Source organism: Flavobacterium tyrosinilyticum (assembly GCF_023656565.1).
Taxonomy (GTDB): Bacteria; Bacteroidota; Bacteroidia; order Flavobacteriales; family Flavobacteriaceae; genus Flavobacterium; species Flavobacterium tyrosinilyticum.
Map to the genome: position 1 here is coordinate 572684 of NZ_JAMOKG010000003.1, position 13272 is coordinate 585955.

General features: G+C 35.4%; 6 protein-coding genes and 1 pseudogene. All 7 read right to left on the bottom strand.

Annotated features, from left to right (window positions below):
* Positions 1 to 61: 61 nt before the first annotated feature.
* Complete coding sequence (locus NCC77_RS16810; protein WP_250836638.1) at positions 62 to 1363, bottom strand: family 8 glycosyl hydrolase; 1302 nt, start codon at positions 1361 to 1363, stop codon at positions 62 to 64.
* Positions 1364 to 1445: 82 nt separating this feature from the next.
* Positions 1446 to 2408 (bottom strand): annotated as a pseudogene (locus NCC77_RS16815) (glycoside hydrolase family 43 protein).
* Between the two features lie 129 nt (positions 2409 to 2537).
* Complete coding sequence (locus NCC77_RS16820) at positions 2538 to 4031, bottom strand: RagB/SusD family nutrient uptake outer membrane protein (RefSeq protein WP_250836639.1); 1494 nt, start codon at positions 4029 to 4031, stop codon at positions 2538 to 2540.
* 12 nt (positions 4032 to 4043) lie between these two features.
* Positions 4044 to 7052, bottom strand: coding sequence for a SusC/RagA family TonB-linked outer membrane protein (locus NCC77_RS16825; RefSeq protein WP_250836640.1), 3009 nt, complete (start codon positions 7050 to 7052; stop codon positions 4044 to 4046).
* 785 nt (positions 7053 to 7837) lie between these two features.
* Positions 7838 to 9781 carry a glycoside hydrolase family 97 protein gene (locus NCC77_RS16830; protein WP_250836641.1) on the bottom strand — a complete coding sequence of 648 codons (1944 nt, stop codon included), beginning with the start codon at positions 9779 to 9781 and terminating at the stop codon, positions 7838 to 7840.
* 114 nt (positions 9782 to 9895) lie between these two features.
* Positions 9896 to 11476: a glycoside hydrolase family 43 protein gene (locus NCC77_RS16835; RefSeq protein ID WP_250836642.1), complete on the bottom strand. Its 1581-nt coding sequence runs from the start codon at positions 11474 to 11476 to the stop codon at positions 9896 to 9898.
* Positions 11477 to 11547: 71 nt separating this feature from the next.
* Positions 11548 to 13215 (bottom strand): sialate O-acetylesterase, encoded by a 1668-nt coding sequence (locus NCC77_RS16840; RefSeq protein ID WP_250836643.1) that lies wholly within the window; start codon positions 13213 to 13215, stop codon positions 11548 to 11550.
* Between the last annotated feature and the right edge of the window lie 57 nt (positions 13216 to 13272).

Here is a 13272-nt window from a genome sequence, read left to right on the forward strand (position 1 = left end):
AAAAGAAAATTTGCCGTACCGCTAAATCTGCCGTAATCCTATTTTTAGATTTAAAAATTGATTAACCTTTTGGAGCTATAATTTGGTAATTCCCACTCAGATGCATTAAACTGAAGAGATACATTAATCCATCATAATAGGGATCAAAATAACCATCTTCGTAAGGCTCTAGCTTGGCATTCCAAACCGCATGAACAAAATCTATACTGGCTTTGTCTTTATTTACTAATGATGCTGTAGCCGCCGTTCCCACTAAACCAATCGAATGTCTTAGTTTTTTAACCGGACCTGCCTGAAGAATAAACTCTGGTGTAGAACCATCGAGATTGAACTGATCTTCATAAGTATCTAATCCTTTAGACCTTAAGAAATTTTGAAAACGCTTCGCATAGCCTTCCTGCCATTCTTTATCTTTTCCGTACCAAGTATAATCCATGGCAATGTTCATAGGAACGCGCCAAGAATCATAACGGAATCCAGGAGGCATCCAAGGTGTCGGATGCGGTTCTCCATTAAATTCTGTATAATCTGAATTTAGCCCCGTCACAGGATGACAGGCTTTATGCAAAAAGTTACGCGAAACATCGGCACATTCTTTATAAAACTGCTCGTGTCCGTCTTTGGCATACAAGGCCCATATTTCATAAAAGGCAGGAACATGATAAGAAGGATCTGTCCACTTATAGCCTCCTCCTTCTGGCGCAAAAGAAATTTGCTTATGTTCTGTATTAATAATATTATGCACATTACCCGTTCCGTCTTTTTTCCACATAGCATCTAGTATTCTCCTTGCTTCTTTGTAGTAGTTTATTCCTGTATCATTGCCCCATTTATTAGAAGCGAAAAGCAGACTCGTTATATAATACAATTCTCCGTCTGAAGCAGAACCTAGAGAATTTTGTTTTTTAGTCTCTGGGTTTACGCTCCAAGCAAAGTAACCTTCTCTTGGTCCATCTTGATGCTGCATGTATTTTACCGACCATCTCCATAGACGATCAAAAACATCTTTTTTATTGAGCTGAACAGCAACCATCATTCCGTATGACATCCCTTCTGTACGAGCATCTTTATTTTTGATATCAGAAACGTATCCTAAAGCATCTCCTTCTTCAAAATAAACTTTATCTGGTCCTTCAAAAACATCATAATAAGCTTTAGCCAATTTCTTGTCGATATCAATCTGGCTATAACCTGCTTCTTTAAAAAGATTACGGTATTGAGGCCTTTTTAATTCCGATTTATCCGCTTTCTTTTTATTTTGACTAATAACTAAAAACGGAACCATCACTGCAAAAATCAATAGTAGAAGTCGGGTTCTAATCAGGTATTTATTTGTAAAATCTTTAGCTATAACCATGTTCATATTTTTATTATTTTACTAGTTAATTCAAAAAAAATGTATGCTTTGAAATCTTTCGTTTCATTAGAAAAATTAAATCGGCTTTTTACTTGATTCTGCTTACACCTTCTGCAGTTTGCATTATTTTCTGAATAGTGCCATCTTTATTATAATGCATATAATCTACACAAATGGAACGTCTGTAGCTGCCGCCTGTTGGCAGACTTCCGTTATGATAAAAGAAGTATGATTTTCCTTTATAATCTATAATGCCAGGATGTGTGGTAAAACTATTCTGAACATTTTCCTGAATAATTCCTTGATAATTCCATGGACCCGTAATATTTTTAGCGGTGCAGTATTCTATCATTTCAGGTTTTGTACCTTCACTGGCATATACTAAATAATAAAGTCATTTCCTTTTATAAACCCAAGGCCCTTCAATGTAATTTTTAGGTTTAAAAGTGGTAATAGCTCCATCTAGCTCTATCATATTCTTTTTAAGTTTAACCCATTTACAGCTTCCGTTGCCCCAGAACATATAGGCTTGCCCGTCGTCATCCACAAACACAGTCGGGTCAATATCATCCCAACCGTGCGTCATATCGGTTGTCATTTCGTTTATTATAAGTGCTTTTCCAATCGCATCTTTAAAAGGGCCTGTAGGACTATCTGATACCGCCACGCCTATTGCAGCACCGCCTTGGCTTACCTCATCTTTTTTATGAAATGTCGAAACAAACCAATAAAACTTTCCATCTCTCTCGATACATTGAGCAGCATAAGCATCGCCCGTTGCCCATGAAAAGGTGCTACGCGAAAGTAGCGCTCCGTGATCTTTCCAGTCTTTCATATTTGTTGTCGAAAATACATGCCAGTCAGCCATTTTATAATTAGTATCCTCTTGAGTTGCTACATCGTGTTCTGTATATAAATACAAGATTCCCTTATGTGCAAGAGGAGCTGGATCTGCTGTAAAGATGTCCTTAATAATAGGGTTTTGTGCTTCTATATTTACTGTAAAAAAACAAGAAATGATCACCAATAAAATTTTACTTATATTTTTCATTTTTTGATTCAATTAATTCAAAATGCCATTTCATTTTTCTTCGATAGTTTTTCTCTAAACAATAAACAGCGCAGTAAATGCGCTGTTTATAAAAACTAACTTAACTTAAACTAACCAAAATTTAAAGCCTTAATAACCAGGATTATTATCACTAGGCTTTATTTTAGGATTAGACGAGGTTTCTCTGTTTGGTATTGGCCATAACTCGCTTTTACCAGCAGTAAAACCTGTTCCTTGTAATACAGTATTTGCTATACCCCATCTTATAATATCATCAAAACGAGATTGCTCTCCGGCAAATTCTACTTGACGTTCGTGAACAATTGCTGCAAAAACAGCCTCTTTTGTTGGAGCAATATTAGTTGTCAGATTGGCTCTGTCGCGTACCTGTTTGATATATTCTATTGCTGCTGTCTGTGAACCGCCATCTCTTTGGTTTTCACATTCTGCTTTCATAAGCAGTACATCTGCATAACGCATTACTTTAAAGTTAATGCTTGATCTTGTTGCTTCATCTTCTCTATTGTAATAGTTTTGATATTTTTTCCAGCCTGCTCTTCTAATACCTGCAGAAGTCGTAAAATTACCCGCTACCATTACCTTAGTTCCTTTTAAATAAGACGATCCTGGCACATAAAAAGTATCTCCAAAACGGTTATCACCTGCTTCATACGAATCTAAAAGATCGTCTGACGGATAAACATTATACCAGCTAAGATTTCCATATTCCTGACCTCTTAGTGTTGACTCCTCAAAGCCTGTTCCTCCACTATCACCAACAGCACCCCATTGATCGCCAGTTCCATTTTTTTCATCAAACTCAATTTCAAAAATCGATTCTTTACCGTGTTCCGTTTCTTCCATAAAGTTGTTGTAAAAATTCCCTTTATCTTCCAGACTGAAACCTGTCACATTATTAAACGCTGCTAAAGCTTCGGTATATTTCTTTTGATATAGCAATACTTTACCCAATTGTGCATAAGCTGCTTCTTTATTGGCTCTTCCTGCTGATTCTGATCCTCTTGGCAAAAGATTTTGAGATGCAAATACAAGATCCTCTTCAATCAAAGCATAAGCCTCTGCTTTAGGGCTTCTTGCATTTCCAACAATAGTATTTGTTTTATAAATTGGCAAATCGCCAAAACGTTTTACTAGTAGAAAGTAATAGTAAGCTCTTAAAAAATGAGCTTCTCCTAAATATTTATTCTTTTTTTCCTGAGATAAAATAGAAGCTGGAAGATCATTAATTTTCTGCTCGTTATCTAGCACAAAATTCGCTCTGGATATTCCCATATAACAAGATTCCCAGTAATACTGAATAATATCATTTCCTCCATTAAAAGAAAAATCCTGAAAAGGTTTCTTGTTACCCTCTAACTGCGGGTTCCCTAAAGCGTCATGCCCCATAAGATCCATCGCAAAGAAAAGATTTCTTCCATAAAGCCCTCTTGTCTGAAGATTTGCATAAGAAGCATTTACAGCAGACTGCACCTGTGCCTCAGTTTTAAAGAAAGTTTCAGGCGATAAAGCATTAGGATTGCTTAATTCTAATTCGCCCGTGTCACATGAAGTTATGGTTAAAACTCCAGACAGTACTATAAGTATATATTTAATTTTTTTCATCGTCTTTAAATATTAAAATGTAACATCAATTCCAAAAATCACCGATTTTGGCTGTGGATACCTTCCTAAATCAATACCTGCTGAGTTTGCATTAGCATCTGCACGTGCAATTTCTGGATCTAAACCTGAGTAATTTGTAATGGTAATAAGGTTCTGTCCGCTTACGTATAATCTTGCTTTTGAGAAATAGCTTTTAAAAGCATCGCCAGACAGTGTATATCCTAAAGCGATGTTTTTTAATCTCGTAAAAGAACCATCTTCTATATAACGCTGATTTGCAGAAGACCAGTTAATATCTGCACCTTGAGCTCTTGGCAATGTTGCAGAAGGATTGGTAACAACGCCATTGACAACATTTGCTCTATCTAAAACATCTGTGCTGGCATTAAACAAACGGTTCATTCCTTTTAGATCAAAAGTGTTTGCATTGTAGATGTCGTTACCTGCCACACCAGTTATAAAGCAATTGAAATCAAAGTTTTTATACGCTGCGCTAAGGTTTAAACCATAGGTAAAATCAGGATACGGATTTCCGATATTTGTTTTATCATCTGAGTTAATCACTTTATTTCCATCACGATCAACAATTTTGATATCACCCGGTTTTACAGATGTCTGCCCTGGCCCAAAAACAGCATCTACTTCTGCTTGATTTTGATAAATTCCATTGGTCTGATATCCATAAAAGTAAAATAACGGCTGACCTACTTCTAATCTTGAAAAATTCTCTAAACCTGCTCTTGGTGCAGGTCCGCCTAAAACGCTCGATACCCCTGGAGCTAAACTCACCACCTCATTTTTACTAGTACCTAAATTTGCCACAGCAGACCATGTAAAGTCTCCTTTTCTGTCGTTGTACCCAATCGAAACTTCAAAACCGCTTACTTTCACGTCAGCAATATTTTGAATCTGTGTTCCACCGCCTGCAGATCCAACAGAAGCTGCAAGAGGAACTGCAAAAAGAATATCGCTACTCTTATTGTTGAAATATTCAAATGAACCCGTTAGCTTTTCGTCAAAAAATCCAAAATCAAGACCAATATTTCTATCTAATTTTGACTCCCATTTTAAGTCTGGATTCGCTGCCACTCCCAAAGAAACTCCAGGTGCATTCGCTCCTCCAATTGGATAATTGTAATTTGCTATTAAAGTAGCGCTGTATTGGTAATTGTCTATTCTGTCATTTCCTGTTGTTCCTGTACTAGCTCTAAGTTTTAATGTGCTGAAAATAGAATTTTGCATGAAATTTTCTTTTGCTATATTCCAACCTGCAGCAATAGAATAAAAATTACCCCAGCGATTGTTTGATCCAAAACGAGAAGATGCATCTCTACGTCCTGAAACTGCCAGCATATATTTGTCATCGTAGTCATAGTTAATACGAACAATATAGCCTAAGTTTTTTTCTTCATAATTTGCAGATCCTAAACTTCCTTCATTATATCTCAACTGATCAATTTCATTTGAAATATAGTAACGGCTGCCAGCTGCTACACTTTGCGATTTTCCATCAATTTTAGTAATAACTCCTAGAACTTCCAGATTATGTTTGTTTGCGATAGTAGTTTTATAAGTCAAACTATTATCAAAAACGATAGTCTGTCCTTGAGAATTTGTTTCGTTTGTTGAAGAAAACGCCTGCTTGTGATAAGAACCATCCTGAAAACTTGGAATGAAAGTATGATCTTTACCTGTATAATAATCTAAAGAAACTTGTGATCTGAATTTTAAACCCTTGTAAATTTCTAATTCAGCATAAATGTTTCCAATTATAGATAAGTTATTTATTTTCTGATATCCTAAATTAGCTACACGAACAGGGTTTTCTGCGTCATTGCCATCAATAGCGCTAGGTCCTTGATAACCGCCTAAATTATCTTGGTTATATATCGGTAAATAAGGTGCCATTTTTATAGCATGTTCTAATAATGTTCTTCCTCCTGCAGTACGTTCTGGATTAATGGTACTGAAAGAGACACCAATATTGCTTCCTATTTTTAATTTACCAATATCTTGCGTGTTATTAGCTCTAAAAGAATAACGTTCGAAGCCTGTATTAACAATAGCTCCCTCCTGCTTCATATATTCAGCAGAATAGCGGCTTGTAGAATTTTCTGTACCATTTGAAAAACTCAAATTGTAATCCTGCATAAGTCCTGTTTGAAAAATCTGATCTTGCCAGTTGGTATTTATGTTTCCAAACTCAGATGCTCTAGCCGTTAAATCACTTCCTAAATCTTTAGCATACTGAAGATATTGCTGTGTATTTAAAACATTATATCTTTTTGTCACTTCCTGACCTCCAACGTAAGTGCCAAAGCTTAACTGACCTGGTCCTTTTTTACCTTTTTTGGTAGTAACCATAATAACACCGTTAAAAGCTTTAGAACCGTATAAAGCTGTAGTAGAAGCGTCTTTCAAAACAGAGATGCTCTCAATGTCATTAGGGCTTAAACCAGAAAGATTTCCAGTTAAAACTCCGTCAATTACATATAAAGGAGCGCTATTCCCCATTGTAGCCAGACCACGAATACTAACTGTAGGATTAGAGCCTGGTGCACCATTTACAACGGTAACCCCTGCCGCGCGTCCTTGCAATGCAGATTCAGCATTTGTAATAGGTACAGCAGCAATATCTTTTGAGCTTACCGTTGAAACTGCACCAGTAACCTTAGTTCTCTTTTGAGTACCATAGGCTACTACAACTTCATTTAAATTTTGTGTAGATTGAACAAGAGTTACATTGATTGAGCTTCTTTCGCCCACAGTAATAGTCTGTGATACTAGGCCCACATAAGAAAAAGTTACCTTATCGGTTGGATTAACTCCTTTTAAAGAGTATTTACCGTCAAAATCGGTTGATGCGCTATTCTGCGTTCCTTCTACATTAATACCGGCACCAGGTAACGGAAATCCTGAGGGGTCGGTAATCACGCCATGAATGGTCTTTGATTGTGCCATTATACTATGACTGCCCACGATCAGCAGTCCGATTAGTGCAATTTTAAGTTTTAAGTTCATTTTAATAGTTTTTTGTTTGGTTTAAATAGTTAATGGTTTGTTTAAGTTACTTGTAATAAAAGTTCATCGGTGGTATTTTTATTTGGTTATTTATTTTGAAATCTTTTCTTTTTTGAAAAAATTGATTTCCGAAAATTGTAATATTTTGGTAACAAATATAAAAAAACAATCAATAAAACAATCGGTTGCATTGTATTTTATTTAAAATAAACACAAAAAAAGACTAAAATAAAAACATTAAAAATATTTTTAAGCTTAAAAAAATAAGAATAATTTATTTTGAAAATAAATTTCAAATAAATTATAATAATTCAGTAGCTAACTGATCAATTTTATACAGAAAATATAATATAAGAAAAATCTAGTATTTTCATTTTAAAATGATTATAAAGTAAATATTATAGTACTAAAATGAGTTAAAAAGTTTTCTTTTACAATTTATCTTATAAAGAAAAAGTCTCAAAAATGACAAGAAAAATAAAAACAACAATCGGTTGTTAAAAACAAAAAACTCTACTTGAAGCCATTTGTAGAGCTGCCTAAAACAAAAAAAAGCCCGATACGATTAGTTCCATAATCTGCATCGAGCTATAAAATTTGACAAGTCCTTTTACGTGTATCGCAAATAACTCTAGAAATCCTTTTCTGCATAAGTTCTATTAGTCTAAAGTCTTGTTTGGTTTCTTCATAAAAATGCCCCAAATAGCATCTAACTTTTTTGGGGCACTGACCTTTGATCAAAACAAATCAGATTAACTCATTTTAATAGTACTATTCAAATTATTTTAATTGATTATTACAATCCCTCCATAGCGAGGTATTTTTATTTCTACTTCTTTGTTTTTATTTATTTTCAAAGTGTTTACTTTCCCATTTAGCTGATCATCATCTGTGTAATAATTTACCGCTGTCCCAGAAGAAAACATATCTAATTTTAGTTTGGTTCTAAGCGTTTTATTTTCAGCATTAATTCCAGCGATATACCACTTTGCCCCTTTCCTTCTGGCCAGCAACACATATCTGCCTGGGTATCCATCCAAAAAGCGAACCTCATCCCAGACTGTAGGCACTTCTTTCATAAATTTTATAGCCCAATCTGGAGCATCATATAAATTATTTGGCGCTAAAGCAAAATGCTGTACCCCGCTTTGAAAAAGCACTGAAGTCGCTAGAGCAAACACATCAGAAGTCATTCTTTTTGAACCTTTATTTGGAATGTTATCACTGTTATAGAATTTATTTAAAGCGCTTCCTCCAAAATCCATGCTACCAACCGTATTCCTAATAAAAGTATGCGTTGCTGCATTTATAGCTTCGTTATCACAGCTTTGCTGCCCAAAATGCAGATTCTCACTTGCCAAAACCGCTTCGCTAGATGCAAAATTAGGGTACATTCGTTCCCAACCTCGCGGTAAGGTACAGCCATGAAAAATGACCATAATTCCAAAATCATTCGCATCTGTTAAAATATCTTCATATAATTTCATGGTTACCTGCTTATCACCTCCAAAAAAGTCAACTTTAACGCCTTTAATCCCAATGCTATTCATCCATGCCATTTCTTTACGTCGAATAGCGGCATTATCCATTAAGCCTTTTGGACCTTGCGGAGCATCATTCCAATACCCATTTGAATTGTACCATAAATAAAGTCCTATGCCTTTCTGAGCGCCGTATGCCGCTAACTCTGCTATTTTATCACGGCCTATCTGCGTATCCCAAAGCGCATCAACTAAAACAGTTTCATATCCCATCGAGGCACTAAAATCAATATATTGCTTTTGCACAGGAAACGTGGTGTTGCCATCCATTTTTATAATCCAGCTCCAACTTCCTTTTGTATATGCATATTCTTTAGACGCTTCATATTTTGGTTTAACTAAATCAAACGGAATAGTGGTTTCAACTATCGGAGCAAGTGTTTCTCCAATTGTAATGGTACGCCACGGTGTTTCTCCCGTAAGCGGTATTCCTGGTGCTGTTGTTCCGTTTCCGTTATTCTCTCCGGGCATTGGAAATCCGATTGTATAGACCCCATTTTCATGACCAATTAACCTGCTTGCACAATAACCGCTATCTACACCTGTTTCAGAAATTAAGACCCATCCGCTGTTATTGACCTTAAATAGACATGGAAATGTATAACCATTTCCTAATCCATTTTTTCCGACCGCATCATCCAGTGTATAGGAAGTCTCGTAACTAGGTGCTGTACGAGCAAATCCTGTCATTGGATTACTTTGCGGACAAAGAAATGTAGTAGTTCCTTTTGGCAATAAAAATCCTGAGACCTCTTCTTGAACCACACAAGAAAGTGTTTCTTTCTGCGGATGTAATTTATATTTAAATGCCACATTATTATTGCTAACCCTAAAGATTATATCTATAGCTGGTCTACCATCTTTTGTGAATGAAAAAAAAGCTTCATTAGCCGTATAATGAACACTGCTTTTTTTAATGTTTCGCAGCTGATAAGATTCGTCAATTTTATTTTGGATGCTATTTGCTTCCAAAGTTAATCCAGAGCTAAAATCTCCTGCATTTGTCTTTAATCCTAAAGGAGATTTTTCAACAAAACTCTTTTCATTGTATGTAATGCTGTACAATGGAATTCCATTACTTACAGAAACCGAAACTATTAGTTTTCCGTCTGGACTTTTTACTGTGGACTGAGCGTTTAGTTTTAAAAAGCTAACCAAACATAGGAGTATTAAACTTTTAAGATTCATAATTATAGATTTATCTTTTGATAAAAGAATTTTTAAAATGTTTTTTAGGTTTGAAGATCATTCATGGTAAAACAAGTAGAATTGTCTTTGACATGCGAAGTATAAAGATACAGTTTACTTCGTTTCTGAAATTTTATCATTCACCGTGAAATAATCAAAATCTGCAGAACCTCCAATTGTTTTTGAAGCATAATTAAACAGTCCAAATCGATAGCCCATAAAATGTGGAATTGTGTACGGCATCTTAATAGGTTTTCCAATATTAATCCATTTTTTGCCATCTAAACTATAATAAAACTTTCCTTGGTCTGCCTGATCTTTAAAATTACATTCGGCTTTAAAATAGATTTTGTCCTGATTTAATAAAACACTTTCTATTTCTTTGGGATTTCCATTTTCAGCATTTATCATGATGATTTTTTTCTTGCCGTTCTCGATTTTTACTCCAACGAGACCAAAATCTTTTTGCAGCAATGAAAGTCCTGCAAAATCTCCTTCTTTCATATTTGAAAGCTCTAGCATTGTAGATCCCGAACATACAGGACCGAAAGTTCTTTGCGTCAAAATATTTTTTACCTGCGTAAAACTGCTGTCTATTCTGGATGTTTTTAATCTTAAGTACCCTTTTCTCTCTTTAACAGACCAATACGTATTATCTGAATTATGATTCCATTGCCAAACCAGCGGCAAATCATTTTCACTTTTTTTACGATTAAATTCATCTGAGTTTACAATTCCGGGAATCAAGCTTTTATTGGCAGGAAGGTCTAGATTTTCTGGCACTTTACCATTTTCTCCCAATACTGGCCAACCGTTTTCCCATTGTACAGGAACCAGATACGGAATACGGCCAACACCTCCTGCATCTCTAAATAAATAAGAAAACCATCTGCCGTCTGGAGTATCAATAAGTCCGCCTTGTGCTACGCCTAAATCCTGCAGTCCAATCTTTCCTTCCCAAGGCCCTGTAATCGAATCTGCTCTATGTATGATTACCGTGCGTATGCCGTTTTTGGGCCAACAGATATTAAATAAATAATATTTCCCTTTAATTTTAAAAAGTTGTGATCCTTCAGCCGGCAGCATTATATCGCTTTTCGCAGGTTCATTGGCATTTTCTATTAAAACTTTTTTAGTCTCTTCCTTTACTTCTGATAAATCCTCTTTTAATTCCACAATCTGAAGTTTTCCGCCTCCCCAGACAAGGTAAACTTTACCATTATCATCAAAGAAAAGCGAATGATCATGGTAGGAATTGTTTAATACCATTCTTCTCCAAGATCCTTTTTCAATATCTTTTGTAGAAAAAATATACGTTTTACCGGTTGTGCCCGAAAAAGTACTCACATAATACACACCGTTATAATAACGCAGACTACTTGCCCAAGAACCCCTGCCGTAGTCATTTTTTCCATAATCTAAATTCAGCCGATCATCGTTATCCTCTAAAGTTTGGTAAGCGTAATTAACAAGATGCCAATTCACTAAATCTTTAGATTTCATAATAGGAACACCAGGCTTCATATGCATTGTGGTACTGCTCATATAGTACGTGTCGTTTACTCTGATTATAGATAAATCTGGCACATCTGCAAAAATAATGGGATTTTGAGCTTTGTCCTTTTGAGCCTGACTTGCCAAAATATTCATTGTAATGGCTAAAATAGCATATATAAAATCTTGTGTTTTTATCATAATTTCTTTTTTCGGCATTTCTAAAAAAATATCTGAAAGAATATTAAACTAATTAAATAATAGCGAATACATCAATAAATCATGGTATATTTTGCAAAACTAGATTCATCAACGGGTTTAAACAATAACTGCGAAAACATGTATAAACTGTTTTTCCATACTTTAAAATCGTGAACTCCAGATTCCAGATAATAAATGTGCGGGACATTATTTTTAAATAAATAATCGTGGGTGCGTTTACTGTTTTCAATCAGCCAATCATTATCTCCGCAAGAAATCCAAAGTAGTTTCAGTTTCTTTTTAGTTTCTTCAGGATTAGGCACTAGCTCTTCTGTTTTCTTAGTATTTGGAGCCGACGAAAATCCACCTATCCATGCAAACTTGTCCAAATTACCTAATCCGAAATTCAGGGACTGTCCCCCTCCCATAGATAATCCTGCAATAGCACGATGTTCTCTGTCTTTGAAAACATTGTATTTTTTTTCAACAAAAGGAATTAAATCATTTAATAGATCTTTTTCAAAATCTGCAAATGCCTGAACCTTATCTGGAGCCATTATATTTCCAGAAGCACTGTCATCTTTCATCGCTCTTCCGTTTGGCATTACCACAATCATGGGCTGTAATTTTCCTTCTGCATAAAGATTGTCTAAAATAATCTGCGGATTTCCACCGTTCAACCATTCTTTTTCGTCTCCTCCAATTCCGTGCAAAAGGTATAAAACTGGATATTTTTTATTTTTAGCAAATCCCGGCGGCGTGTAAATAGTGGCTTTCCTAACTGTTCCAACTGTCTTTGAATTATAACTTACCGTTTCTACTTTTCCAGCTGGAACTGCTGGATTCAACTGATCAAAACCTATGGGCGCATGAACGACAAAAGGCTCTTTAGAATTATCTGATTTATAACCCAATAATGAAAGCATTTTTTCTGCATAACGCTTTCCTAATTCTCTATATCCTACCGCATTAAAATGGAGCAAATCTGTAGCAACTGCACAACCTTTTGATGAAATTACATAAGACGTTGGAATGGTCTGAGGCAGTGTCGCAATAATTTTATTCATGCTCGCACATTTCCCATTTTGGTCTTCATGAACGGTCTCTCCAGAAAGCAAAGGCACTTTTTTAGGATCTAAATTGAGATCCTTCATTAGGTTATCGTATACTATTTTGACCTTTTTTGTCCATAACGTGTCACCTGTGTTTGATTCTCCCTGGTGTAATAATATTCCCTTTATAACGCCTTTTTTCTGTGCTGTTTTTGCCATTTCCACAAGTCTAGCGTATGGACTTCCATTATATTCTTTGATCATTCCGAGCATCCAGTCTGGTGCTGTTTTCATATAGTTTTCGAAATTGTCTTTATCAAAAAGCTCAATTTTACAACCTCCAACTGCAACATTTACCACTCCTACTTTTATGTTTTTAGGAAGATTGGCAACCATTGTTCTTCCAAAATAATCTGTTGGTGTTAATCCAGTTTTACATCTGCATAACGGCGGTATCGCTGTGTACCATTGCCCCATCTCACGATTTAAATCTGGACAATTTACTGCTTCCAGAACCTGAAAACGAGGATCTACATTTGTCTTGTCTTCAGCTTCTATTGGCGCAGCGCCCTCCATATTAGATTGTCCAAAACTTAAATAGACATGAAAATTTGGATCCTGAGAATATCCATTATATCCTGCAAAAAAAAGAACTGTAACTACGAAAAACTTAAGTATTGATTTCATGATATCTTGTTAAATTTGCTTTAATTAAATAAGTTTAAATCTACTGCTTCCCCGATT